The organism is Streptomyces sp. NPDC104106 (assembly GCF_055584345.1).
In genome coordinates this window covers 37,256-62,329 of record NZ_JBVJMF010000002.1, presented here as the reverse complement: position 1 = coordinate 62,329, position 25,074 = coordinate 37,256, and the positions used below count along the sequence as shown (strand labels likewise).

Genomic DNA, 25,074 nt, shown 5'->3' with positions numbered 1-25,074 from the left:
CCCTTCGGGAGCGCAGGAAGGCCCGCCCCCTCGGAAAGGGAGCGGGCCTTTCGCGCTGCGGTCGATCAGGCGGCGGGCGCCGGAACGTACGGCGCCAGGTCCGCCGCCAGTTCCTCGTGGACCCGGACCTTGAGCAGGGTGCCCTCCGGGGTGTGCTCCTCGGAGATCACCTCGCCCTCCGTGTGGGCGCGGGCGACGAGCTTGCCGTGGGTGTACGGCACGAGCGCCTCGATCTCGACCGAGGGGCGGGGCAGCTCGTTGTCGATCAGGGCGAGCAGTTCCTCGATGCCCTGGCCCGTGCGGGCCGAGACCGCGAGGGAACGCTTCTCGACGCGCAGCAGCCGCTGGAGGACCAGCGGGTCGGCAGCGTCCGCCTTGTTGATCACGACGATCTCGGGCACGTCGGTGGCGCCGACGTCCCGGATGACCTCGCGCACGGCGGCGAGCTGCTCCTCCGGGGTCGGGTGTGAGCCGTCCACCACGTGCAGGATCAGGTCGGAGTCGCCTACCTCCTCCATGGTGGAGCGGAACGCTTCGACCAGGTGGTGCGGCAGGTGGCGCACGAAGCCGACGGTGTCCGCCAGCGTGTACAGCCGGCCGCTCGGGGTCTCGGCGCGGCGGACGGTCGGGTCCAGGGTCGCGAACAGGGCGTTCTCGACCAGGACGCCCGCCCCCGTGAGGCGGTTGAGCAGGGAGGACTTGCCGGCGTTGGTGTAGCCCGCGATGGCGACGGACGGCACCTTGTTGCGCCGGCGCTCCTGGCGCTTGATCTCGCGGCCGGTCTTCATCTCCGCGATCTCCCGGCGCATCTTCGCCATCTTCTCGCGGATCCGCCGCCGGTCCGTCTCGATCTTGGTCTCGCCCGGACCGCGCGTGGCGAGGCCACCGCGACCGCCACCCATCTGCCGGGACAACGACTGACCCCAGCCGCGCAGCCTGGGCAGCATGTACTGCATCTGGGCGAGCGCGACCTGCGCCTTGCCCTCGCGGGACTTGGCGTGCTGGGCGAAGATGTCCAGGATCAGGGCCGTACGGTCGATGACCTTGACCTTGACGACGTCCTCCAGCTGGATCAGCTGGCCGGGGCTCAGCTCACCGTCGCAGATGACGGTGTCGGCGCCCGTTTCGAGGACGATGTCGCGCAGTTCCTGGGCCTTGCCGGAGCCGATGTAGGTGGCCGCGTCGGGCTTGTCACGGCGCTGGATGACGCCGTCGAGCACCAGCGCGCCCGCGGTCTCGGCGAGCGCCGCCAGCTCCGCGAGGGAGTTGTCGGCGTCCTGGGCGGTGCCGGTGGTCCACACGCCGACGAGGACGACCCGCTCCAGGCGGAGCTGGCGGTACTCGACCTCGGTGACGTCCTCCAGCTCGGTGGACAGACCCACCACACGGCGCAGGGCCGCGCGCTCGGAGCGGTCGAACTGGTCGCCGTCCCGCTCGCCGTCGATCTCGTGGCTCCAGGCGACGTCCTCTTCCATCAGGGCATCGGCCCGAAGGCCCTCGGGATAGGCGTGCGCGAGGCGCTTGGCGTCCTGGGAAGGGGAAGAAGAGGAGGTCATTGGATCCTTACGTCGATGGGATTGCCGTTTCGGCGTCGGTTGCGTCGGTGACGGCGGTCGTGCGGGACCGCACGTCCTCACAACGTACGGGTACCCCGGGAGATTCCCGTGTCCCGGCTCGCGTCGGCCCGGAGCCGACCTGAAGATGGTCGCACGAGGCGGCCCGTCTCGTCACCGTGTTATCGCGCGCCCCGCGCGGAGCCCACACCGCCGGGCCGGCGCACCGCTCCCGCGCGTACCCACACGCCGGCCCCACGCACCGCTCCCCCGCACGGAGCCCGCACGGCAGGCTCGCGCACGGTGGCGCTCCGCACGGCACCCCGCGAGCGACGGCACCCCACGAGCGGCACCCCCGCACGGCGCTCCCCTGCGCGGCACTCCCGCACTCAGCGCGACAGCGCCCACCGCCGCGACGCCACCGCGCCCGGCGCCCCGCACGCGGCGTCATCGCCGGCCCCGGGGCGCCGCCGGCCCCGAGGTCTTGGCCGGGGCCAGCGGCTTCCAGTCCGGGTGGCCGGGCATCGGCGGGGTCTTCGCGCCGTACAGCCAGCCCTGGAAGAAGCCGCTCAGGTCGCGGCCGGAGACCGTGGAGGCCAGCCGGACGAAGTCGGCGGTGGTGGCAGTGGAGTCCCGGTGTTCGCGGACCCAGACGCGCTCCAGTCGTTCGAAGGCGGGGCGGCCGATCTCCTGGCGCAGGGCGTAGAGCACGAGCGCCGCTCCGTCGTAGACGTTGGGCCGGAAGATACCGATCTTCTGGCCGGGCGCCGGCGGCTTGGGCCGGGCGGGCGGGCCGCCGGCCTCGCGCCAGCGGTCGGAGGCGCCGTAGGCGGCCTTCATCCGGTCCTCCATCGGCCTGTGGGCGGTCTCGTCGGCGTACAGCTCCTCGTACCAGGTGGCGTGCCCCTCGTTGAGCCACACGTCGGACCACGTGCGCGGGCTGACGCTGTCGCCGAACCACTGGTGGGACAGCTCGTGCACCATGATCGACTCGCGGTACCACGTGGGGTAGCCCGGCTCGGTGAACAGGTTCTTCTCGAAGAGCGAGAGCGTCTGCGTCTCCAGCTCGAACCCGGTGGCGGCCTGCGCCAGCAGCACGCCGTAGGTCTCGAACGGGAACTTCCCGACCTTGCCCTCCATCCAGGCGATCTGGCCGGGCGTCTTCGCGAGCCAGGGTTCGAGGGCCTTGCGGTCGGCGGCGGGCACGACGTCGCGCACCGGCAGCCCCCGCGGTCCCTCGCGGCGGACGACGGCGGACCGGCCGATGGAGACCTGGGCCAGCTCGGTGGCCATGGGGTGCTGGGTGCGGTAGGTCCAGGTGGTCGTCGTTCCGGCCCTGGCCGCGCCGGTGGGCACGCCGTTGGCGACGACGGTGTAGTCGTTCGGGGCGGTCACGTGGAAGGTGAACATCGCCTTGTCGGACGGGTGGTCGTTGCACGGGAAGACCAGGTGGGCGGCGTCGGCCTGGTTCGCCATGGCGAGGCCGTCCGTGGTGCGCACCCAGCCGCCGTCCTCGCCCTCGGCGGGCCTGGGATCGCTGGTGTGGTGCACGGTGATCCGGGTCCGGCTGCCCTCGGACAGGGGGTGGTCCGGGGTGACGACCAGGTCCTCGCCGGCCTTGGCGAAGGCCGCGGGGCGCCCGTCGACCTCGACGGAGCGGACGGTGCCGTGCGCGAAGTCCAGGTTGACGCGGTCCAGATCGGCGGTCGTCCAGGCGTCGATGGTGGTGACGGCGTCGAGCGGCTTGTCGTTGGAGCCGGGGTAGGTGAAGGACAGGTCGTACGAGGCCACGTCGTAGCCGGGGTTGCCCAGGTACGGAAAGAGGCGGTCGCCGATGCCGAGGGGCTGGGGCGGGGTCGCGGCGGCCAGGAGGCAGACGGAGACGGCGGAGGCGAGCAGGGCCGCCTTGCGGTGGCCGGTGCGCCGGGGCGTGCCCGGGGAGCGGGCGTCGAGCGGCCGGGAGCGACGGGTCAGCAGCCCTGAGCGCTGGGTGAGCAGCCGGGGGCGACGGGTGAGCAGCATGCACCACCGCTACCAGTGCGCCACCGCGCTGTGACGGCGACGCGCGCCCGGCCCACTCGATCGGGTTCGGCTCATCGGCGTCCCCGCGCCGTCTCGCTCAGGATGCCGGGCCCTGGTGCTGGGCGCGTGCCACGTCGTACACGCCCGGTACGTCCCGCATGGCGCGCATCAGCGCCGGGAGATGGGCCGCGTCGGGGAGCTGGAGGGTGTACGTGTGCCGGACCCGCTGCTGGGTGGGCGGCTCCACGGTCGCCGAGACGATGTCGGCGCCCGTCGAGGAGATCGCCTCGGTGAGGTCGGCGAGCAGATGCGGGCGGCCGAACGATTCAGCGACCAGGGTGACCCGGATCTCGGTCGTGTTCCCCCAGCGCACCGCGGTCTCCGCGCGCCCCCTGCCCTTCATGTGTGCCACCGTCGCGCACTCCAGCCGGTGCACGGTCACCACTGCCCCGCGTACGGCGAAGCCGGTGATCTCGTCGGGCGGGACGGGCGTGCAGCAGCCGGCGAGCCGTACGGCGGTTCCCGGCCGGTCCACGAGGACGTCGGCGCCTGCGGAACGGGCCTGGCTTCCCCGGGCCGTCCGCCCCCGGACCGCGCCCGTTCTGGCCGCGCCGGTGCCGGTGGCGTCGGCCCGGGCGGCGACGGCCGGGGTGGCGCCGGCGTGCGCCGTGGGCTCCTCCGCCGCGTTCTCCTGGGCCGCGCTGTGACCCGGTCGGGCGGGGGCGGGGCCATCGACCGCTCGCGGGCTCGGTCCGTTCGCTTCCTCGGCACTGGCACATGCGCCAGGGCCGCTGCCGGTGCCCGCGGGGGCCTCGGCGTCGTCGGTGTCGTCGCCACCGGGGTGCGCGGCCAGCCAGCGCTGGATGGCGATGCGCGCGGCCGGGGTGTGGGCGTGCTCCAGCCACTCTCGGGAGGGCTCCGAGGCCGCGTCCTGGCCCATGAGGAGCTGGACGGTGTCGCCGTCCTTCAGAACGGTGCTGAGGGTGGCCAGGCGGCCGTTGACCCGGGCGCCGATGCAGGCGTGGGCGTCCTCGCCGTACTGCGCGTAGGCCGCGTCGACGCAGGTGGCGCCCTCGGGCAGGCCGAGGGTGCCGCCGTCGGGTCGGAAGACCGTGATCTCGCGGTCCTGGGCGAGGTCCTCGCGCAGCGTGGACCAGAAGGTGTCGGGGTCGGGGGCGGCCCGCTGCCAGTCGAGGAGGCGGGAGAGCCAGCCGGGGCGGGTGGGGTCGGCCCGCTCGCCGTCGACGGGGGCGCCGGAGGCGGTGCCTTCGGGGGCGGCCGTGTCGGAGGCGGGGGCGTACGGATTGCCGAGCGCGACGACGCCGGCCTCGGCGACCTTGTGCATCTGGTGGGTGCGGATGAGGACTTCGACGACCTGCCCGTCAGGGCGCGCGACGGCGGTGTGCAGCGACTGGTAGAGGTTGAACTTCGGTACGGCGATGAAGTCCTTGAACTCCGAGACCACCGGCGTCATACAGGTGTGGAGTTCACCGAGGACGCCGTAACAGTCCGCGTCCTCGTTCACGAGCACGAGCAGACGGCCGAAGTCGGTGCCGCGCAGCCGTCCCCGTTTGCGGGCCACGCGGTGGACGGAGACGAAGTGGCGTGGGCGGATGAGGACTTCGGCCGGGATGCCGGCCTCGCGCAGCACTCCGCGGACCTCGTCGGCGACCTCGGCGAGCGGGTCACCCGGGCGGGCGGCGTTCTCGGCGATGAGTTCGCGGGTGTGCTTGTACTCCTCCGGGTGGAGGATGGCGAAGACCAGGTCCTCCAGCTCGGTCTTGAGGGCCTGGACGCCGAGGCGCTCGGCGAGCGGGATGAGGACGTCGCGGGTGACCTTGGCGATCCGCGCCTGTTTCTCGGGGCGCATCACGCCGAGCGTGCGCATGTTGTGCAGCCGGTCGGCGAGTTTGATCGACATCACGCGCACGTCGCTGCCGGTGGCGACGAGCATCTTGCGGAAGGTCTCGGGCTCGGCGGCGGCCCCGTAGTCGACCTTCTCCAGTTTCGTCACCCCGTCGACCAGGTAACGAACCTCCTCGCCGAACTGTTCCCGCACCTGGTCGAGCGTCACATCGGTGTCCTCCACGGTGTCGTGGAGCAGGGAGGCGGTCAACGTCGTGGTCTCCGCACCGAGTTCGGCGAGGATCAGCGTCACGGCGAGCGGGTGTGTGATGTACGGTTCGCCGCTCTTGCGCATCTGGCCGCGGTGCGAGGACTCCGCGAGGACGTAGGCGCGGCGCAGGGGGTCGAGGTCCGCGTCGGGGTGGTGGGCGCGGTGTGCCTCCACGACATGGCCGATGGCGTCGGGCAGTTTGCCGCGGGCGGCCGGACCGAGCAGCGCGGCCCGGCCGAGCCGGCGCAGGTCGATCCGGGGCCGGGACTTCCTGCGGTCCGCCCGGGGCACGGCGGGGGCGGTGGCCGCCGCGGCCGCTGTGGGCGCTACCGGGCCAGGGGTCGCAGGGTTCGTGGCCTCCGCACTCATGGGCACCTCCGGCTCGTGGACCGGCGGACGGGGCTCCAGGGCGCACGCGGCTCAGGGATGGCGACGTTCTCCCCTGTCCGTGCCGGTGCTTGATGCTACCGAGCCCACCACGTGCTACCGACCGCCTCCGGCCGAGCGTGAAACGGATCACCCATTCGAGCGACGAGAAGGAGGTTTAGGTTTTGCGCCACGCGGCCGAGGCCCGTCGCTGGTTCTTCCTCGGCCGGGTACGTCCCCAGGCGCCGCGCATCGCTGTTCCGGGCGCCCGGGGCCGCTGCCGTGATGGTGACGCGAGGTCAGCGGAGGGCGCTTTCCAGCCATTCGGCGTCGATCTCGCCCTCGGCGACGATCACGGCCGGGCCGGTCATCTCGATCTCGCCGTCGGGCCGCTCGGTGATGACCAGGCGTCCGCCGGGCACGTCCACGGTGTAGGTGGCCGGGGTGCCGGTGACCGCCGGGTCGAGGCCGTCGCGCCGGGCGGCGGCCACGGCGACGGCACACGTGCCCGTGCCGCAGGACCGGGTCTCCCCGGAACCGCGCTCGTGCACGCGCATGGCGACGTGGCGGGGGCCGCGGTCGACCACGAACTCGACGTTCACCCCGTCGGGGTAGGCCCGCGCCGGGCTGACCGGAGGCGGGTCGAGAAGCCGGCCCGCGTCCGCGAGGTCCTCGACGAAGGCGACCGCGTGCGGATTGCCCATGTTCACGTTCCGCGCGGGCCAGCTGCGCTCGCCGACGGTGACGGTGACCTCGCCCTCGGGGAGGCGGGCCCGGCCCATGCCGACGGTGACGTCCCCGTCCTTCGCGAGGTGGACGGAGCGCACGCCCGCGCGCGTGGCGATCGCGAAGTCACCTTCGGCCACATGCCCGGCGTGCTGGAGGTAGCGCGCGAACACACGAACGCCGTTGCCGCACATCTCGGCGATCGAGCCGTCGGCGTTGCGGTAGTCCATGAACCACTCGGCCTCCGCGGCCATCGCCCTGGCCTCCGGGTGCGCGGCGGACCGTACGACATGCAGCACGCCGTCGCCGCCGAGGCCGGCCCGGCGGTCGCACAGGGCGGCGACGGCGGCCGGGGTCAGGTCGAAGGCGTTGCCGGGGTCCGGGACGATCACGAAGTCGTTCTCGGTGCCGTGCCCCTTGAGGAAGGGGATGCGCGTGCGCGTGCTCATGCCTCGATCGTACGTGGCGCCGCGCTGGTGGCGCCGATGGGAGGGGGGAGGCCGGGGAGGGAGGCGCAGCGGGTCGGGGCGCTCAGCGGAGCCTCGCGACGCGCCACACCGCGAGCACGACCACCACGGCCACCAGCAGCATGTACGCCAGCACGACCCGCCAGTCCGGCTTGCGGCCGGAGCCGCGCGCGGGCAGGCCGGGCCAGGTGTAGCCCACCCGGCGGGCGGCCATCATGCCCCAGCCGGCCGCGCACGAGCAGATCAGCAGGCCGAGCATGGCGATGACGGCCCCGCTGTCGCCGAAGTCGAAGGCGAGCGGGAAGGCGAACATCAGGGAGCCGACGGCGGACAGCCCCACGATGGGGGCGAGCTGCCAGATGCGCAGGCGGCGCTGCGGACGCAGCTCGACCTCGAACTCGGGCCCGCTCTCGTACATCTCCTCGGGCTCGGGTCCGTCGGCCGTCACCCCGTCCGGGGTCTCCTCGGGGCCGTCGTCGGCCAGCCGGTCCCCGGGCAGGCGGTCCTGGTGATCCGCCTCGAGGCCGCCCCCGCCCAGGCGGTCGTCGGCCACCCCGTCCGGGGTCTCCTCGGGGCCGTCGTCGGCCAGCCGGTCCCCGGGCAGGCGGTCCTGGTGATCCGCCTCGAGGCCGCCCCCGCCCAGGCGGTCGTCGGCCACCCCGTCACCGGTCAGGCCGTCGTCCGCCTGAGTGCCGACCGGCACACCGTCGTCCGGCACACCGTCGTCCGGCACACCGTCGTCCCGCAGACCGTCATCGGTCAGGTCGCCGCCGATCGCCGTGCCGCGGGGCAGGCCGTCGGCGGGCAGCCGGTCACGGGCCGACCGGTCCTGGGTGAGCCGCTCGCCGGTCAAGCCGTTCCTGTCGGGGAGGTCGCCGGTCGGCCGGACGGCCGCCGACCGGTCGCCGGCGGGCCCGCGCTCGCCCGACCAGTCGTCGGCGGAGCGGTTCTCGGCGGGGCGCCGTCCGGCCTGTCCGCACGCGGCCGTGCGGGCCGCGGCCGGGTCCGGTCCGGCACCGGCGGTGGTGACACGTTCGGTACTTGGTGCGGTGTCGCGAGGGCCGGCCTCCATCGCCACGCGCCCTCCCAACTAGGCTCCACTTGGTCGATCGAAGCACGATGATGGCACGGCGCCGAAGGCCCCGATGACCGGCGGCGCATCCCGATGCCATGACGTGATCAGGCTGTAACCGGTCGTTCGAGCAACGCCAGCGCCTGGTGCGGAAGTTCCCCGCGGTCAGCCGCGGCCCCACTCAACCAGTGCACCCGGGGATCGCGCCTGAACCACGAATCCTGGCGGCGCGCGAAGCGCTTGGTCGCGCGCACGGTCTCGGCCCGCGCCTCCGCGTCCGTGCACTCCCCGGCGAGCGCCGCGAGCACCTGCTGGTAGCCGAGCGCGCGCGACGCCGTGCGCCCCTCGCGCAAGCCCTGCGCCTCGAGTGCGCGCACCTCGTCCACGAGGCCGGCCTCCCACATCCGGTCCACGCGGCGCGCGATGCGCTCGTCCAGCTCCGGACGCGCGACGTCGACACCGATCTGGACGGTGTCGTAGACCGAGTCGTGGCCGGGAAGGTTCGCGGTGAAGGGCCGGCCGGTGATCTCGATCACCTCCAGCGCCCGGACGATCCGGCGGCCGTTGCTGGGCAGGATCGCGCGCGCTGCCCCGGGGTCGGCGGCGGCCAGCCGGGCGTGCAGGGCGCCGGAGCCGCGCAGCGCCAGCTCATCCTCCAGGCGGGCCCGGACCTCGGGGTCGGTGCCGGGGAACTCCAGGTTGTCCACGGCACCGCGGACGTACAGGCCGGAGCCGCCGACCAGAATCGGCCAGCGCCCCTCGGCGAGCAGGGCGTCGATCCGGGCGCGGGCGAGCTTCTGGTACTCGGCGACGGAGGCGGTGACCGTCACGCCCCAGATGTCGAGCAGGTGGTGCGGGACGCCGGCGCGCTCCTCGGGCGTCAGCTTGGCGGTGCCGATGTCCATCCCCCGATACAGCTGCATCGAGTCGGCGTTGACGACCTCACCGCCGAGTTGCTGGGCGAGGAAGACGCCGAGATCGGACTTTCCGGCCGCGGTGGGTCCGACGACGGCGATGACGCGGGGGGTGGGGAGTGCACTGCTCACCGCACCAGTTTCGCAAACCTCGCGGTGAGGCCTCGAACGAGTTACGTGACGGGTGCGTTCTCCCGTCGTTGGCCCGTGGCGAGATACCGCCGTTCGGCTCACCGGAGGCGGTGACCCGGGCGGCGCAACCGTACGCACCGGGTGACGCGGGAATTCGCCCGCACGAGTACCGTATGGAGTGAATATGGGCGTGTTTGCTCGGATCTTCGGCAGGTCGAAGGCGACTCCGGAGACGTCGGACGCCCCGGCACAGGCCGGTGCGGAGCCGGAGGGGGCCGAGGCGGAGGAGGTGGAGTCGGCGGCGACGGAGGAGGCCGGTTCGGCGGAGGCGAGGGGTGCGGCCGGGGACGGGCGTGAGGACGCGGCAGCGCAGCCGGACGCCGGTGCGGACGAGGCGTCCGACGGCTCCGGTATCCCCAAGCAGCAGTCCGCCGAAGAGGCCGCCGACAGCGCGACCGGCGAAGGCGCCCGCAGGTAACTGTCCCGCGAGGGAAGGTGGATCATGGGTCTGTTGGACAACATGAAGGCCAAGCTCGGCCCGGCCAGGGACAAGGTGTCGGACCTCGCGCGGCAGCACGAGGAGAAGGTCCAGCACGGCATCGACAAGGCCGCGAAGGCGGTCGACGAGCGGACCAAGGGCAAGTACAGCGACAAGATCCAGGCCGGCACGGGCAAGGCCAAGGACGCGTTCGACCGCCTCGCGCACAAGGAGGGCACCGGTCCGGAGACGGCCGGCCCGGGCGCGGCCGGTGCGGACCCGGCGGCGCCGCCCCGGCCCCAGGAGCCGCCCACGGCTTCCTGAGCCCTCTGAACGGCGTTCGTACGGCGTTCAGGGCAGAGGCGGGTCGGCGGACGGTCGCGAAGCGGCACCAGCGCTTCGCGACCGTCCGCCGTTGCCGTGCCCTCTGCTCCGCACACCCCATGTGCTCACGGGGCTCACGACCAGGTGGCGACCACGTACCCCACGCCGTAGGGCGCGTCCTCGTACAGCAGCGCGCCGGTGAGGTCCGCACCCTCGGCGGCACCGGCCAGGACCTGCCAGGGGGCGCGGCCGCAGGCCTGCAGTTCGGCCGCCAGCCGGGGGTCCAGCGCGCGGAGCGCCGCCAGGTCCGCGGTGCCCAGCGCCCGCGCGACCTCCGCGTCGAAGGGAGCCGCTCGCTCGTCCAGGTAACCGGGCGCCTTGAGGGTGCGGCGGGCACTGGCGTCGCCCATCACCAGCAGCGCCACCCGGTCGGCCCGGGCGCCGATCTCCCGCCCCGTCCCGAGGCACCGCTCGGGCTCCAGCGGCTCCCCGACGCCGAGTCCCTCGACGGGGGCGTCCGCCCAGCCGGCGCGCTGCAGCAGCCAGGCGCCGACGGCCAGCGACGGCGGCAGTTCGCGCTCGGCGACGGCGCCCGTGGCCGGGCCCTCCACGGCGTTCGTGACCGGGCCCAGCCGTACGGCCATGTCGACCCCGAATCCGCTAAAGGAGCCCGGCGCGCCCTGCGCGAACGCTCCGCGTCCGCGCCGCTCGGCCGGTCCCAGCACCACGAGGAGGTCCGGGCGGGCGGCGGCCAGCACACCCAGCGCGTCGGCACAGGCCGCGCGCGCGGCGTCCATCTCGGGTGCGGCCCCCGCGGCGACCTCGGGAACGAGCAGCGGAGGACAGGGGCAGACTGCGGCGGCGACAAGCATGACCGGCAGCGTACGCCGCGCCCCGGCCGGGCGCCGACTCAGTCGGCCCCACCTTGTTGAACATTGCACGAGAGGCCGGTTCAGGCCCTCAGTCGCAGCCGCAGCCGCTTCCCGTGGCGACCGGCAGGGGCTCCGGCGCCCCGATCCGCGGCAGGCCCAGCATGACGCCGGCCGGCTTGGCGGCCTCGGCGGCGTTGCGCTTCTCCCAGGCGTCACCCGCGCGCGTGCGGCGCACGGAGAGGGCGGGGCCCTCGGCGAGGAGGTGGTGCGGGGCGGCGTACGTCACGTCGACCGTGACGACGTCGCCGGGGCGGACCTCCTGGTCCGGCTTGGTGAAGTGGACCAGGCGGTTGTCGGGGGCGCGGCCGGACAGGCGCTGGGTGGCGCCGTCCTTGCGGCCCTCGCCCTCGGCGACCATCAGCTCCAGGGTGCGGCCGACCTGCTTCTTGTTCTCCTCCCAGGAGATCTCCTCCTGAAGGGCGACCAGCCGCTCGTAGCGCGCCTGGACGACCTCCTTGGGGATCTGGTCCTCCATGGTCGCGGCCGGGGTGCCGGGCCGCTTGGAGTACTGGAAGGTGAAGGCCTGCGCGAACCTGGCCTCGCGGACGACGTGCAGCGTCTGTTCGAAGTCCGCCTCGGTCTCGCCGGGGAAGCCCACGATGATGTCGGTCGTGATGGCGGCATGCGGGATGGCGGCGCGGACCTTCTCGATGATCCCGAGGTAGCGCTCCTGCCGGTAGGAGCGGCGCATGGCCTTCAGGACCGTGTCCGAGCCGGACTGCAGCGGCATGTGCAGCTGCGGCATGACGTTCGGCGTCTCGGCCATCGCCGCGATCACGTCGTCCGTGAAGTCGCGGGGGTGGGGGGAGGTGAAGCGGACGCGCTCCAGGCCCTCGATCGTCCCGCAGGCGCGCAGCAGCTTGCTGAAGGCCTCGCGGTCGCCGATGTCCGAGCCGTAGGCGTTGACGTTCTGGCCGAGCAGGGTGATCTCGCAGACGCCCTCGGAGACGAGGGCCTCGATCTCGGCGAGGATGTCGCCCGTGCGGCGGTCCTTCTCCTTGCCGCGCAGGGCCGGGACGATGCAGAAGGTGCAGGTGTTGTTGCAGCCGACGGAGATCGACACCCAGGCCGCGTACGCGCTCTCGCGCCGGGTCGGCAGGGTGGAAGGGAACGCCTCCAGCGACTCCGCGATCTCGACCTGCGCCTCCTCCTGCACGCGGGCGCGCTCCAGCAGGACCGGCAGCTTGCCGATGTTGTGCGTGCCGAAGACGACGTCCACCCAGGGCGCCTTCTTCACGATGGTGTCGCGGTCCTTCTGCGCGAGGCAGCCGCCGACCGCGATCTGCATGCCGGGCCGCGAGGCCTTCTTCGGCGCGAGCCGGCCGAGGTTGCCGTACAGCCGGTTGTCGGCGTTCTCGCGGACCGCACACGTGTTGAAGACCACGACGTCCGCGTCGCCGTCGGAGTCCTCCGGGGCCCGCACGTACCCGGCCTCTTCCAGCAGTCCGGACAATCGCTCGGAGTCGTGGACGTTCATCTGGCACCCGTAAGTGCGCACTTCGTAGGTCTTGGGTCCCTGAACGTCCACGTCGAGGCTCCGGTCACTGCTGCTGGTCATGCCTCAAGGGTAAGGGCCTGCCGACGGCGGTCCGCCCGACCCGGTTCGCGGGGCCGTTCCGGGCGCGGAAACCAGGTGGAGCCGGCGCGCGGGGTGCCTCTAGGGTCGCGGGATGAGTACACGCACCTTCCGGATCACCGTCCGCGGCGCCTTCGACGGACTCACCGACGCCCAGCGGGCCGCCCTGCTGGCCGACGCCGCCGAACACGATGTGCTGCGCGCCGCGTTCACGCCCGAGGGCACCCTCACCTACGACATCGCCGCCCGCCCCGCCTTCGTCTTCCGGTTCTCCGACACCGGCGAGGAAGAGGAGGACGTCCTGGAGGCGACCGAGCGGGCCGAGGAAGCCGCGAAGGCCTGGCTGACCGAGCACGGCTACGGCTTCAAGAACCTGCGCTCCAGCGCCGAGGACCTCTCCCAGGCGCCCCTGGGCAAGCGGCAGCGGCGCGCGGCACGTTCCGACGGGCCATGAACTTGAGCACTCAAGGAGTTATCAATAGCTTCCGGCGAGAGCGGACAGCGGGACGAGGACGAGAAGGAGAGCGGGGCGGCGATGAGTGACGCCCTCGACACGGCCCTGCGGCTGGTCAGGGCGCAGGCGGCGCTCGTGCGGCGCTTCGACGCCCGGCTGGGCGGGCTGCACGGGGTCAGCCTCGCGGACTTCACCCTGCTGCTACGGCTGGGAGAGGCGCCCGGCGGACGCATGCGGCGTGTGGATCTCGCCGAGTCCCTGGGCCTGACCGCCTCCGGGGTCACGCGCGGGCTGGCTCCGCTGGAGCGGATCGGGCTGGTCAGCCGGGAACCGGACGCCCGTGACGCGCGCGTGGCCTACGCGTCGCTGACCGCGACGGGCCGCGCACGGCTGACGGAGATGCGCGCCACGGCCGACGAGACCGCCGCCGAGGTATTCGGCGCCCGGGCGTGGAGCGGCGAGGACGTCGCGCTGCTGTCGCGCCTGCTGACCCGGCTCGGCGGGACGGGCCTGGGCGGTCACTGAAGGCCGACCCGGGCACGACGGGTGGCCGTACGCGTCCGCGGGCGGCCACCCTCAACAGGGCGGGAAATCGCGGGATTTGGTCGCCGACGGTCCGAACGCCCCGTGAGACAGCTCACGTTCGGTTGTGACCGGATGGTGTGGGACCGGTGGGGACACCGTGGCATGCTCATGGTCGACAACGGGTTACCGGCCAGTTCTACCCATGAGTAGCCAGTTCGCCGGCGCCTCTCTGCCACCCCCACCCACACAGGACCGACCTTGCGCAGACGCATGAGGCACAGGCGTGCCCTGCTGCCCGCCTTCGCCGTGACCACCCTCATCCTCACCGCGGCCTGCTCCTCGCCCGCACCACACGCCGGGTCCACGGCTGCCGGCGGGCACGCGGAGCGCGTCACGGCGGACGCCCAGGCCGCCGACGGCCCGGACCGCTCGCTCACCGTCGCCGCCGCTCCCGCCGCCGCCCCGACCGCCACGGCCGGCCCGTCCGGCACCGGGCAGCGGGCCCGCAAGACGACGCTCGCCGTCAGCTCCTACGACAGCCGCACACGACGGGCCGTACTGACCAACCGACCATCGGGGCAGGGGAGTTCACACGCCACCCCCTCTCCGACGGACACGTCCTCCGCCGTCCCGCACCGCGCCGCCGTGGGCGATGTGATCGCCAGCGCGCCCGCGCCCGGGGCGCCGCACGGCCTGCTTGCCAAAGTCACCCATGTGCTCGGCACCTCGGGCCGCGGCACGGAGGTGCAGACGGAACCGGCCACGCTCAACGCGCTGCTCGGCGACGACACCGCGAAGGGTGCCGTACCGGTCGACCCGTCCTCCTTCGCCGTCGCCAAGCTGCTGCCCGATGTGCAGGTGTCCTGGGCGAAGAGCGGTGACGTACGGGTCGGGCCGAAGGGCGCGACCGTACCGCTCGGCAGCCTCAGGCTCGATGTGCGCGCCACGGTACCGACGGCGGCGGACGCCCCGGCCTCGGCGCAGGCCTCGGTGCGCGGCTTCGTCCAGGTGGCCCCGCGGGTCGACTTCGCCTACGGCGGCACCGGGGCCGGCACGGCGCCCGGCTCGGCGTACCTGGGCGTCTCCGGCAGGTGGACCTCCGGCTGGTCGGTCGGGGGCCGCGTCACCGCGACCACCGGCGCCCCCCTGCGGATCCCGTTCGCCACGCTGCGCGCCGACCCCGTCCTCCAGGTCGGCCCCGTCCCGGTCGTCGTCAACCTCGACCTGACCACCTACCTCCAGATCAGCGGCGACGGACGGGTCACCGTCGATGTCGAGCAGAGCCTCGAGGGCGCCTTCACGGCGGGCGGCACCTTCGGCCCCGCCAGGGGATGGACGCCGGTCAGCTCGTCCGACATGACGAGCACTCCCGTCCACGCGTCCGTCACCACCGCCGGAAGCGTGCGGACCACCCTCGGCGCCGAGGCGTCGGTCGGCCTCTACGGCGCCGTCGGCGTCACCGCCGACCTGGCCCCGTACCTGCGCGGCGAGGCCTCCGGCACGGCCTCGGCCTCCACCGGCACGGCCGGGCTGGCCTGGCGGGTGTACGGCGGGGTCGATCTGTCCGGGGCCCTGCGGCTCCAGCTGTCCGTCTTCGGTACGCCGGTCGTCCGGCGGGACGTCCCGCTCGGCACGCTGCACCGCGAGTGGAAGCTGGCGGGCGGCACCCTCGGCTCTCCCGCGGCCGGCGCGCGCACGCCAGGAGCCGCCTAGGCGCTCCGCTCCGTGGCGTCCTGCCGTACCGCCGGTATCCAGCCCTGGTGGCGCAGCACCGCGGCGACGTCCGGGGCCCGGTAGTGCTCGCCCTTGAGGACCTTGCCGTCGGCCCGGCGGGCGACCTGTCCGTCCGGGCCGAGCTTGCTCATGTTGGCGCGGTGGATCTCGGCGATCACCTGGTCGAGGTCGATGCCGTGGACGAGCGCCGTGCCGTACGCGACGTAGACCACGTCCGCCAGTTCGTGCGCGAGCTTGTCCAGCGGGCCGTCGACCGCGACCTCGGCGACCTCCGCGGCCTCCTCGGCGAGCAGTTCCCCACGGTGCGCGGCCAGCCGGGGGTCCACCTCCGTCGGCGTACTGCGGGCGTCGAGGCCGAAGGCCTGGTGGAACTCACGGACGAGGTCGGCGGGCGAAGTGCTCATGCGACGACTCTAACGGCCGCCACTGACAACGCCGCTGGCGTCCGCACCGCCGGGAAGTGCCCCCCGGCCCTGGTCAGCGCCGTGCCCCGGCTGGCAGGATCGCCGCATGTCGAAGGTGTTCCCCCGGCTCGGCAGGCGCCGGGCGCTGCCGGTCGCGGCCGCCGGGGCCGTGGTGCTCGGGCTGCTGCTGTGGTGGCTGCTGCCGCTGGGCGAGAAGCCGCCGAGCGGCACGATCGTCTTCAGCACGGGCACGGCCTCGGGCGTCTACCAGGAGTACGGCGAGCGGCTGCGCACCGAACTGGCCAGGGACATGCCCGGCCTGAAGGTGAAGCTCCTCACCAGCGCCGGTTCGCAGGAGAACGTGCAGCGGGTGGCGACGGGCCGGGCCGACTTCACCATCGCGGCGGCCGACGCCGTGGAGACGTACGAACTGGCCCACGGCAGCGGGGCCGGGCGGCTGCGCGGGGTGGCCCGGCTCTACGACGACTACGTGCATCTCGTCGTGCGCCGCGGCTCGGGCATCAAGAACGTGGCGGACCTGCGGCACAAGCGGGTGGCGACCGGGCTGCCCGACTCCGGGGTGCGGCTGATCGCGGACCGGGTGCTCAGGGCCGCCGGGATCGACCCGCGCAGGGACATCACCGCGGTCGGGGACGGCATCGACACCGGACCCGAGCGGCTGCGCGAGAACAAGATCGACGCGTTCTTCTGGTCGGGCGGGCTGCCCACCAAGGGGCTGGTCCGGCTGGCGAGACAGGCCGCCTTCGCGTTCGTGCCGATCGACGTCGATCTCGTCGCCAAGCTCCACGACGAGGGCCAGCAGACCCGTTACTACCGGGCCACCAACATCCCCGAGTCGGCCTACCCGGCCGTACAGCAGGGCAGCCAGGTCCCCACGATCGCCGTCTCCAACCTCCTGATCACCCGCACGGACGTGGACCCCCGGCTCACCGAGTGGATGACCCGCACGGTCATCAAGAGCCGCGACGGCATCGGTGCCCACGTCCACTCCGCCCAACTGGTCGATCTGCGCACCGCGATCTACACCGACCCGTTGCTCCTGCAGGAGGGCGCCCGTCGTTACTACCGATCGGTGAAACCATAGGCTCCGGCGAGGCCCGGCACCGCCGTGCGACCGGCCTCGCGCAAGCCCCCGGGCCCCGCCGTTCAGCGCTCCCGGTGTCTTCGCACCCGCACCGTCACGCGCAGGCCGCGCGGCTCGTGATGGCCGTAGTCGATCGAGCCGCCGCCCGCCGCGAGCAACGCGCGCGTGATGGACAGGCCGAGACCCGAGCCCTTGATGTTCTGGTGGCGTCCGCTGCGCCAGAAGCGGTCGCCCACACGCGCGAGTTCGTCGTCGGTCAGGCCCGGGCCGGTGTCCGTCACCACGACCGTGGAGCTGTCCCCGTCGGCGGTCACGGCGACCGCGACCGTGCCGCCCTCGGGGGTGAACTTCACGGCGTTGTCGATCACCGCGTCCAGGGCGCTGGACAGGGTGATCGGGTCGGCCCAGGCCGTCGTGGGCGGGCAGTCGGCCGTCAGCCGGACGCCCTTGGCGTCGGCGGCCGGAGCCCAGGCCGCCACCCGCTCCCCGGCCAGCGCGCCGATGTCGGTCAGCCGCAGGTCCGCCCCGGCGTGCTCGGCCAGCGCCAGGTCGAGCAGGTCGTCCAGTACCTGCGCGAGGCGCTTGCCCTCGGTGCGCACGGAGGCGATCTCCTCGTTGTCCTCGGGGAGTTCGAGGGCGAGCAGTTCGATGCGCAGCAGCAGCGCCGAGAGCGGGTTGCGCAACTGGTGCGAGGCGTCGGCGACGAAGGCGCGCTGCTGCTCCAGCACGTCCTCGACATGGTCCGCCATCTCGTTGAACGAGCGGGCCAGCCGCCTGAGTTCCGGCGGGCCGCCGGCCGCCGCGACCCGGGACTTCAGGCGTCCGGTGGCGATGTCGTGGGTGGTGGCGTCCAGCACCCGCACCGGCCGCAGCACCCAGCCGGTCAGCCGCAGCGCGGCGCCGACGGCGAGCAGCATCGCCGCGCTCTCGCCGACCGCGACGACCAGCCAGCTGTGCAGGGTCCGTGACCGCATCTGACCGGTGGGCGAGTCGGTGACCACGACCGCCACGACGTCCCCGTCCCGGATCACCGGTGAGGCGACGACCAGCCGGCTGCGCTGCCAGGGCCACACCTGCCGCGGGTCATGGCTGCGCCGGCTGAGCAGCGCCTCCTCGAAGGCCTCGCGGACCTCACCCTTCCGCGGTACGAACCAGTCGCCCGGAGCATTGGCCATGGCGGAGCCGTTGCGGTAGAAGACGCCCGCGCGGATGCCGTAGACGCCGTAGTAGCTGTCGAGTTCGCTGCGCAGCGCTTCCAGGCGGTCGTCCGTGCTCGTGCGGCGGGAGCCGCTCGGACCGTCGGTGACGAACTGGGCGAGCGCGGCGAAGCGCGCCGTGTCGTCGATGCGGTCGAGGACGACCCTCTGTTGCTGGGCGGCGGCCACGCTGATGGCGAGCGGCAGGCCGAGCGCGAGGAGGACGGCCGCCAACAGGACGATGAGCAGCGGCAGCAGACGTGCGCGCACCCGGCCCCGCTAGGCGGCCGGCGCGACGAGCCGGTAGCCGACGCCGCGTACGGTCTCGATCAGCGCGGGCATGCGCAGTTTGGCGCGCAGCGAGGCGACGTGCACCTCCAGGGTGCGTCCCGTGCCCTCCCAACTGGTGCGCCAGACCTCGCTGATGATCTGCTCCCGCCGGAAGACGACGCCCGGGCGCTGCGCGAGCAGGGCGAGCAGGTCGAACTCCTTGCGGGTCAGTTGGACCACCGAACCGGCCACCGCGACCTGCCGGGTGGGCAGTTCGATGCGGACCGGGCCGAGCAGCAGGGAGCCGTCGCCGCCGGGCCCCGCGTCCTCATGGGCGGTGCGCCGGCTGACGGCGTGGATCCGGGCGAGCAGTTCCCCGGTGTCGTACGGCTTCACGACGTAGTCGTCGGCGCCCAGGTTGAGCCCGTGGATGCGGGAGCGGACGTCGGAACGCGCGGTGACCATGATCACCGGGGTGCCGGTGAGCTTGCGGATCTTGCCGCAGACCTCGTAACCGTCCTGGTCGGGCAGGCCGAGATCGAGCAGGACGACACCGAAACCGCTGCCCTCGGGGACGAGCGCCTGGAGCGCCTCCTCGCCGCTGCGCGCGTGTGTGACGTCGAACCCGTGCCGGGCGAGTACGGCGGACAGGGCCGCGGCGACGTGGTTGTCGTCCTCGACGAGCAGCAGTCTCATCCCGGCCCCCTCCGGTTCAGCGGTCGTACGGTGTGGGTTCGCGTGCGTCGTGCAAGGCACGCGCGCGTGCACCATGGCAGTGACGCCGATGGACAAGGACGGCGTCAAGAGCGTTCCGGTTGCCTGTCGCTTCCGTTATCCGGCCGATACGCGCGCCGGTGACGGCTGCTACGACCCGTGTCCGGCCCGTGTCCGAGTGCTACCGGATCGTGATGCTCAGATCTCCCTCAGATGTGATGACGCAGGTCACACCCGCTCATTACTGTCCTGCGAAACCGAGCAGGACGGAGCCCGAGAGCGATGACCGAAGCAGCGCTGGCCGAGGAAGACGCGGTCGCGTCCGACGAACTGGTCGTCCTGAAGAGCGTCAACAAGCACTTCGGCGCGTTGCACGTGCTCCAGGACATCGACCTGACGATCGCCCGCGGCGAGGTCGTCGTGGTCATCGGGCCCTCCGGGTCCGGAAAGTCGACTCTGTGCCGCACGATCAACCGCCTGGAGACGATCGACTCCGGCACCATCACGATCGACGGCAAGCCCCTTCCCCAGGAGGGCAGGGAGCTGGCCCGGCTGCGGGCGGACGTCGGCATGGTGTTCCAGTCCTTCAACCTCTTCGCGCACAAGACCGTGCTGGAGAACGTGATGCTGGGCCAGCTCAAGGTCCGCAGGACGGAGAAGAAGCAGGCCGAGGAGAAGGCGCGGGCGCTGCTCGACCGGGTCGGCGTGGGGACCCAGGCCGACAAGTACCCCGCCCAGCTGTCCGGCGGCCAGCAGCAGCGCGTCGCGATCGCGCGGGCGCTGGCGATGGGCCCGAAGGTCATGCTCTTCGACGAGCCGACCTCCGCCCTCGACCCCGAGATGATCAACGAGGTCCTGGAGGTCATGCAGCAGCTCGCCCGTGAGGGCATGACGATGGTCGTCGTCACCCACGAGATGGGCTTCGCGCGCTCGGCAGCGAACCGGGTGGTCTTCATGGCCGACGGCCGGATCGTCGAACAGGCCGCGCCCGAGCAGTTCTTCAGCAACCCGCGCAGCGACCGGGCCAGGGAGTTCCTGTCGAAGATCCTGCACCACTGACACCACCGCCGGCTCCCTCCCCCGCGGCTCCGCCTCACGTATGCGGCCGTCGTCTCCCGCGTCTCCGTACCTGCCGACTCGAAGGATGTCCACCATGAAGCTCCGCAAGTCCGTCCCCGCAGCACTGCTCGCCACCCTGGCCCTGGCCCTGACGGCCTGCGGCGGCCAGTCCGGTAACGCCGGCGACCAGCCCGCCGGCGGGAGCACGGGTGCGAACACGCCGAAGCTGCCCACGTACGCCGTCGCGAGCGACGTGAAGATCGACTCCGCCACGCTGAAGAGGGCCCAGAAGGCGGGCAAGCTCGTCATCGGCGCCAAGAACGACCAGCCGTTCCTCGGCTTCGAGGACACCACCGGCAAGCGGTCCGGCTTCGACATCGAGATCGCCAAGATGGTCGCCGCCGACCTCGGCTTCAAGGCCGACCAGATCGAGTTCAAGACCGTGGACTCCAACGTCCGCGAGACCGCCATCTCCAAGGGCGAGGTCGACCTGTACGTCGGCACCTACACGATCAACGACGAGCGCAAGAAGCAGGTCGGCTTCGCCGGCCCGTACTTCATGGCCGGCGCGGACCTGCTCGTGCGCCAGGACGAGAAGGGCATCACCGGCCCCGACACGCTCAAGGGCAAGACGGTCTGCTCCATCAAGGGCTCGACCCCGCTGCAGGAGATCAAGAAGCCCAAGTACGGCGCGAAGACCGTCGAGCTGTCGAAGTACTCGGAGTGCGTGCAGCAGCTGCTCAACAACGAGGTGGACGCCGTCACCACCGACGACGCGATCCTCAAGGGCTACGCGGCCCAGCGCAAGGGCCAGCTGAAGGTGGTCGGCAAGCCGTTCACCAAGGAGCCGTACGGCGTGGGCATGAACAAGGACGACAAGGCGCTGCGTGACGCCGTCAACAGCGCGCTGGAGAAGCACGAGAAGAACGGCGACTACCAGAAGGCGTACGACGCGACGCTCGGCCTGTCCGGCTCCCCGTACACGCAGCCGCCGGCCGTCGAGCGCTACTGACGCCCGCTGAGACGTCGCCCTCGCGGCGTCGAGTGAGCCGGCCGCCGTCCGTCCCGTGCCCCGCGCGGGGCCTGCGGCGGCCGGCCGGCCCGTCCCGGCGACGCCTTCCGGCGCGTCGATCCCGGCGCGGCCTGCCCTGCCCGCACACCGCCACGAGGACCTCCCCGTGAACGTATTGCTCGACCATCTCGCGGACTTCCGCGAGGGGTTCATAGGCACCGTCCTGCTGACCCTCGCCAGCGGACTCCTCGCCATGACGCTGGGTGTCGTCATCGCCGGGTTCCGCGTCTCTCCGATCCCTCCGTTGCGGATGTTCGGGACCGCGTGGGTCACCCTCTTCCGGAACACCCCCCTGACCCTGCTCTTCCTCGTCGCCTGGTTCGTCGTCCCGGTCGTCTTCGCACCGGGCCTGAGCCCGTGGGCGAAGGCCCTGCTGGCCCTGGGCTTCTACACCTCGGCCTTCGTCTGCGAAGCGGTGCGGTCGGGCATCAACACCGTGCCCATGGGCCAGGCGGAGGCCGCCCGCTCCCTCGGCATGACCTTCTCGCAGACCCTGCGCGTGATCGTCCTGCCGCAGGCGACGCGCACCGTGATCGCCCCGCTCAGCTCGATCTTCATCGCGCTGACCAAGAACTCCGCCATCGCGGGCGCGTTCAGCGTCACCGAGATGTTCGGCGTGCAGAAGCTGCTGAGCGACCAGGGTTTCGCCATCACGTGGATCTTCCTGTGGGTGGCCCTCGGCTATCTCGTCATCACCTTCTCGATCAGCGGCCTGTTCCGGCTGCTGGAGCGGCGTCTGGGGGTCGCGCGATGACCGCGAGTGTGCTGTACGACGCGCCGGGCCCCAAGGCCCGGGTGCGCAACCGCCTGTACACGCTGCTCGGCACCCTGGCGCTGGCCGGGCTGCTGGTCTTCGTCGTGTACCGGCTGAACGCCAAGGGCCAGCTCGACCCCAAGATCTGGAACATCTTCAACAACGCGGGGGTGCGCACCAACATCCGCGACGGCGTGCTGACCACCCTGAAGGTGTTCGCCGTCGCCGGCGCGCTGTCCCTGGTCCTGGGGCTGCTGCTCGCCGTGGCACGGCTGTCGGAGCACCGGCCGGTGCGCTGGTTCGCGGCCGGCTTCATCGAGCTGTTCCGTGCCGTACCGCTGCTCATCACGATCTACGCCCTGTGGGTGCTGTTCCTCACCTACAAGAACGACCTCGGCGTGGTCGGGGACAACAGCGCGTTCTGGGGCCTCGTCATCGGCCTGACCGTCTACAACGGCTCGGTGCAGGCCGAGGTGTTCCGCGCGGGCATCAACGCCGTGCCCCGGGGACAGGTGGAGGCCGCGTACGCGCTGGGCCTGCGCAAGTACCAGGTGATGACGATGCTCCTGCTGCCGCAGGCCGTCCGCTCCATGCTGCCGACGATGATCAGCCAGCTGGTCGTCACGCTGAAGGACACCTCGCTCGGCTACGTGATCACCTACACGGAGCTGCTGTTCGCCACCCGGACGATGGCCAACAACATCATCGTCAACGGGGAGAACCCGTTCACGGCGGTCACGATCGTGGTCGGCGCGATCTACATCGCGATGTGCCTCGCCCTGTCCTCGGTCGCGACCTGGATCGAGCGGCGGGGACGCCGGGCCAGGACGGGTGTCGCCGTGGCGGCCGCGGCCGAGCCGGCCGCGGCACCGGGAGTGCTCGACGCCGCGGCGGGCGCGCTCGGCCCCACCACCGAACGCGAGCCGCGGGCCTGACGGCCCGGCACCTCCACGGCGGCTGGTTCCCGGCGCACCGGGAACCAGCCGCCGGCCACGGCCGGTCCGTATGTCGCCGATGACCGCCTGCCTCGCTTGACGACAGCCCCGGCAGTGGGTTGCATACGTTCTGTGATCGTTCGCCCTGCTCCCCCGCTGTGTTCGCATCAGTCCGCCAAGGCACCGCTGCGGACAGGGGGCGCCACGCCGTGGACCCGGTGATCGTCGTCGGAGCGGGGCCCGTCGGGCTCACGCTCGCCCTGGCGCTGGCCCGCCAGGAGGTGCCGTCCGTCGTCCTGGACGAGGGCCCCGGCAAGGACGAACCCCGCCCGGCGCGCACAGTCGTACTGCGCGAGGACACGGCCGCACTGCTGGAGCGGCTGACCGGCGTGCCGCTGGGCGAGTACGGCGTGCGCTGGGCCGGCTGGCGGTCCCTCAGGCGCAAGCAGGTGATGAGTGAGGTCGACTTCGCCGAGGCGGGCCCCGCCGCGCCGCTGCACATCGCCCAGCACGTCCTCACCGGGGCCCTGCGCGCGGCCGTGGCCGGCGAGCCACTGGTGAGCATGGCCGTGGACAGCCGCCTGGACGCGATCGAGCAGGAGCGTTCCGGCATCACGGCCCACACCCGCGGCCCCAAGGGCACCTGGTGGCGCGGCAGTTACCTGGTCGGCTGCGACGGCCCGCGCTCCACGGTGCGCAAGCTCCAGGACATCCGCTTCCCGGGCCGTACGGCGGTGGAGCGGCACGCGGTCGCCGCGCTGCGCGCGGAACTTCCGTGGCCGGGTCACGCGTTGCTCCATCGGACGCCGCCGTGGCGGCAGTCCGGGCCCTCGGCCGGGGAGGTCACCGCCCGCCCCCTCCCGGACGGCGTCTGGCGCCTGGACTGGCTGCTGCCGCCCGGCAAGGACCTGGTCACGCCCGAGATCCTGGTCGCCCGGGTCCGGGAGACCCTCGCTGGCTGGACGAACGGCTCCACACCGCCCTACGACCTGCTCGACACCGGGGTCCACGCGGTACACCACCGGCTGGCCCGCCGCTGGCGCGCCGGCCGGGTGTTCCTCGCCGGGGACGCGGCCCATCTGCTCGGCGCGCTCGGCACCCAGGGGCTCGACGAAGGCCTCCGGGACGCCGACAACCTCGCCTGGAAGCTGGCCGCGGCCTGGCACCACGGGCACCACGAGGCCCTGCTGGACAGCTATCAGACCGAGCGGCGCGCGGTGGTCGCCGCCCGGCTGCGCGCCGCCGACCAGGTGCTGCCCGCGCTGCGCGGCACCGGCGGGCTGCGCCAGATGGTGCCGGGCACGGCCCGGGGCCATGACGCGCTGCTCACCGACGGTCACTTGGGGCGCGGGCTGCTCGGCGCGCCGGGGTCGTACGCCGACTCGCCCCTCGCACCTCCGCCGCTGGAGGGCGAGATCCCGGTCGAGACCGCGCCCGGCGCACCGGTCACCGACGTCCGGGTCACCGCGGAGGACGGTTCCTTCGTCCGGCTGCGCGACCGGCTCGGCCGAGGTGCCCTGCTCGTGATCCTGATCGCGCCGGGCACGGGCGTGTGGGACCGCAAGCACTGGATGTCGGCCGGGGTGATGCCCCGGCTCGCGGCGGCGGTGACCGCGCTGCCGCACCCCGCCGAACTGCTGGTCGCCGAGAACTACCCGGGTGCGCCGGCGCACAGCGTGCTGCTCGTGCGCCCCGACGGCCACCTGGTCACGGCGCTGAGCGGGGTCCGCCCGGCCGACCTGTACACGGCCGCGGAGGCGGCGGTGGGCGGCACGGTGAAGGAGGAGGCGCAGGCCGCCTCCGGAGCGCGGTGACGGACACAAGGTGCCCGCTTCCGGCGCGCGGTGACCGACAGGTGGTGGCCCCTTCCGGCGCGCGGCGCCGGACCTGTCGTGGCCACTCCCGGCGCTCGACGACGGCCGAGGCACGGCGCGCGGTGGCGGGCGCGTCACGGGCCGTCTTCGCCGGGCGCCGGCCGGGCGCCGATCGCGCGCCGGTGACGCTCTGTCCACATGGTGACGGTCGGTTGACCGACGTGCGGGCACATGCTGTACTCCGGACCATGACCGACACCCGCGTGCGCCTGTGGCGGAGGGTCCACATGGACCTCGTCCGCTACGCGGGCTGCGTGTGTCGCCCGTCCTGCTGAATTCGCCACCTCTTCCCTCTCCGGG

General features: G+C 72.8%; 23 protein-coding genes. 12 read left to right on the top strand and 11 right to left on the bottom strand.

Annotated elements, in window-relative coordinates; translation table 11 throughout:
* Nucleotides 1-65 precede the first annotated feature (65 nt).
* The 6 genes from hflX to miaA all read right to left on the bottom strand — a co-directional run bounded on the left by hflX (nucleotide 66) and on the right by miaA (nucleotide 9,368).
* The gene (hflX, locus tag ACZ60X_RS04295) at nucleotides 66-1,556 is read right to left on the bottom strand and encodes a GTPase HflX (protein ID WP_469593132.1); all 1,491 of its coding nucleotides are present in this window, start codon (nucleotides 1,554-1,556) and stop codon (nucleotides 66-68) included.
* 444 nt (nucleotides 1,557-2,000) lie between these two features.
* Nucleotides 2,001-3,575 carry a M1 family metallopeptidase gene (locus ACZ60X_RS04290; RefSeq protein ID WP_469593130.1) on the bottom strand — a complete coding sequence of 525 codons (1,575 nt, stop codon included), beginning with the start codon at nucleotides 3,573-3,575 and terminating at the stop codon, nucleotides 2,001-2,003.
* Nucleotides 3,576-3,672: 97 nt separating this feature from the next.
* A complete protein-coding gene (locus ACZ60X_RS04285; protein WP_469593127.1) occupies nucleotides 3,673-6,060 on the bottom strand; it encodes a RelA/SpoT family protein in 2,388 nt (795 codons plus the stop codon).
* A gap of 296 nt (nucleotides 6,061-6,356) precedes the next feature.
* Nucleotides 6,357-7,232, bottom strand: a complete 876-nt coding sequence (gene dapF / locus ACZ60X_RS04280) for a diaminopimelate epimerase (protein WP_469593125.1) — start codon at nucleotides 7,230-7,232, stop codon at nucleotides 6,357-6,359.
* Between the two features lie 82 nt (nucleotides 7,233-7,314).
* Nucleotides 7,315-7,788, bottom strand: coding sequence for a hypothetical protein (locus ACZ60X_RS04275; protein ID WP_469594365.1), 474 nt, complete (start codon nucleotides 7,786-7,788; stop codon nucleotides 7,315-7,317).
* A 641-nt stretch (nucleotides 7,789-8,429) separates the two neighbouring features.
* Nucleotides 8,430-9,368 carry a tRNA (adenosine(37)-N6)-dimethylallyltransferase MiaA gene (gene miaA, locus ACZ60X_RS04270; protein WP_469593123.1) on the bottom strand — a complete coding sequence of 313 codons (939 nt, stop codon included), beginning with the start codon at nucleotides 9,366-9,368 and terminating at the stop codon, nucleotides 8,430-8,432.
* A 184-nt stretch (nucleotides 9,369-9,552) separates the two neighbouring features.
* On the opposite strand from miaA, the gene ACZ60X_RS04265 reads away from it, so the two are divergent.
* Both ACZ60X_RS04265 and ACZ60X_RS04260 read left to right on the top strand, forming a co-directional pair.
* Complete coding sequence (locus tag ACZ60X_RS04265) at nucleotides 9,553-9,846, top strand: hypothetical protein (RefSeq protein WP_469593121.1); 294 nt, start codon at nucleotides 9,553-9,555, stop codon at nucleotides 9,844-9,846.
* 24 nt (nucleotides 9,847-9,870) lie between these two features.
* A complete protein-coding gene (locus tag ACZ60X_RS04260) occupies nucleotides 9,871-10,170 on the top strand; it encodes an antitoxin (RefSeq protein ID WP_469593118.1) in 300 nt (99 codons plus the stop codon).
* Between the two features lie 134 nt (nucleotides 10,171-10,304).
* Here the strand turns inward: ACZ60X_RS04260 and ACZ60X_RS04255 are convergent, their stop codons facing one another.
* Nucleotides 10,305-11,042, bottom strand: a complete 738-nt coding sequence (locus tag ACZ60X_RS04255) for a class III extradiol dioxygenase subunit B-like domain-containing protein (RefSeq protein ID WP_469593116.1) — start codon at nucleotides 11,040-11,042, stop codon at nucleotides 10,305-10,307.
* A gap of 88 nt (nucleotides 11,043-11,130) precedes the next feature.
* The gene (miaB, locus tag ACZ60X_RS04250; protein ID WP_469593114.1) at nucleotides 11,131-12,660 is read right to left on the bottom strand and encodes a tRNA (N6-isopentenyl adenosine(37)-C2)-methylthiotransferase MiaB; all 1,530 of its coding nucleotides are present in this window, start codon (nucleotides 12,658-12,660) and stop codon (nucleotides 11,131-11,133) included.
* 112 nt (nucleotides 12,661-12,772) lie between these two features.
* Between miaB and ACZ60X_RS04245 the strand changes: the two genes are divergently transcribed.
* The 3 genes from ACZ60X_RS04245 to ACZ60X_RS04235 all read left to right on the top strand — a co-directional run bounded on the left by ACZ60X_RS04245 (nucleotide 12,773) and on the right by ACZ60X_RS04235 (nucleotide 15,370).
* Nucleotides 12,773-13,132, top strand: coding sequence for a DUF6204 family protein (locus tag ACZ60X_RS04245; protein WP_469593112.1), 360 nt, complete (start codon nucleotides 12,773-12,775; stop codon nucleotides 13,130-13,132).
* A gap of 81 nt (nucleotides 13,133-13,213) precedes the next feature.
* A complete protein-coding gene (locus tag ACZ60X_RS04240) occupies nucleotides 13,214-13,657 on the top strand; it encodes a MarR family winged helix-turn-helix transcriptional regulator (RefSeq protein ID WP_469593110.1) in 444 nt (147 codons plus the stop codon).
* A 270-nt stretch (nucleotides 13,658-13,927) separates the two neighbouring features.
* The gene (locus ACZ60X_RS04235) at nucleotides 13,928-15,370 is read left to right on the top strand and encodes a hypothetical protein (RefSeq protein WP_469593108.1); all 1,443 of its coding nucleotides are present in this window, start codon (nucleotides 13,928-13,930) and stop codon (nucleotides 15,368-15,370) included.
* On the opposite strand, the gene ACZ60X_RS04230 is transcribed toward ACZ60X_RS04235, so the two are convergent.
* Nucleotides 15,367-15,795, bottom strand: coding sequence for a pyrophosphohydrolase domain-containing protein (locus tag ACZ60X_RS04230; RefSeq protein WP_469593106.1), 429 nt, complete (start codon nucleotides 15,793-15,795; stop codon nucleotides 15,367-15,369). The two genes, ACZ60X_RS04235 and ACZ60X_RS04230, sit on opposite strands and share 4 nt — an antisense overlap.
* A 106-nt stretch (nucleotides 15,796-15,901) precedes the next feature.
* Between ACZ60X_RS04230 and ACZ60X_RS04225 the strand changes: the two genes are divergently transcribed.
* Nucleotides 15,902-16,900: a TAXI family TRAP transporter solute-binding subunit gene (locus ACZ60X_RS04225; protein ID WP_469593104.1), complete on the top strand. Its 999-nt coding sequence runs from the start codon at nucleotides 15,902-15,904 to the stop codon at nucleotides 16,898-16,900.
* Nucleotides 16,901-16,962: 62 nt separating this feature from the next.
* Here the strand turns inward: ACZ60X_RS04225 and ACZ60X_RS04220 are convergent, their stop codons facing one another.
* On the bottom strand, nucleotides 16,963-18,366 hold the full coding sequence (locus ACZ60X_RS04220; protein WP_469593102.1) for a sensor histidine kinase: 1,404 nt from the start codon (nucleotides 18,364-18,366) through the stop codon (nucleotides 16,963-16,965).
* A gap of 9 nt (nucleotides 18,367-18,375) precedes the next feature.
* A complete protein-coding gene (locus tag ACZ60X_RS04215) occupies nucleotides 18,376-19,062 on the bottom strand; it encodes a response regulator transcription factor (RefSeq protein WP_469593100.1) in 687 nt (228 codons plus the stop codon).
* A 300-nt stretch (nucleotides 19,063-19,362) separates the two neighbouring features.
* Here ACZ60X_RS04215 and ACZ60X_RS04210 point away from each other — a divergent pair, with 300 nt between their 5' ends.
* From ACZ60X_RS04210 to ACZ60X_RS04185, 6 genes are all read left to right on the top strand, one after another.
* Nucleotides 19,363-20,139: an amino acid ABC transporter ATP-binding protein gene (locus tag ACZ60X_RS04210; protein ID WP_469593098.1), complete on the top strand. Its 777-nt coding sequence runs from the start codon at nucleotides 19,363-19,365 to the stop codon at nucleotides 20,137-20,139.
* 94 nt (nucleotides 20,140-20,233) lie between these two features.
* Nucleotides 20,234-21,151, top strand: a complete 918-nt coding sequence (locus ACZ60X_RS04205; RefSeq protein WP_469593096.1) for a glutamate ABC transporter substrate-binding protein — start codon at nucleotides 20,234-20,236, stop codon at nucleotides 21,149-21,151.
* 166 nt (nucleotides 21,152-21,317) lie between these two features.
* Nucleotides 21,318-21,965 (top strand): amino acid ABC transporter permease, encoded by a 648-nt coding sequence (locus ACZ60X_RS04200; RefSeq protein WP_469593094.1) that lies wholly within the window; start codon nucleotides 21,318-21,320, stop codon nucleotides 21,963-21,965.
* Nucleotides 21,962-22,900 (top strand): amino acid ABC transporter permease, encoded by a 939-nt coding sequence (locus ACZ60X_RS04195; protein WP_469593092.1) that lies wholly within the window; start codon nucleotides 21,962-21,964, stop codon nucleotides 22,898-22,900. The genes ACZ60X_RS04200 and ACZ60X_RS04195 overlap by 4 nt, the downstream gene beginning before the upstream one ends.
* 209 nt (nucleotides 22,901-23,109) lie before the next feature.
* Complete coding sequence (locus tag ACZ60X_RS04190; protein ID WP_469593090.1) at nucleotides 23,110-24,714, top strand: FAD-dependent monooxygenase; 1,605 nt, start codon at nucleotides 23,110-23,112, stop codon at nucleotides 24,712-24,714.
* A gap of 248 nt (nucleotides 24,715-24,962) precedes the next feature.
* Nucleotides 24,963-25,049 (top strand): putative leader peptide, encoded by an 87-nt coding sequence (locus ACZ60X_RS04185; RefSeq protein WP_324608114.1) that lies wholly within the window; start codon nucleotides 24,963-24,965, stop codon nucleotides 25,047-25,049.
* The last annotated feature ends 25 nt before the right edge of the window (nucleotides 25,050-25,074 follow it).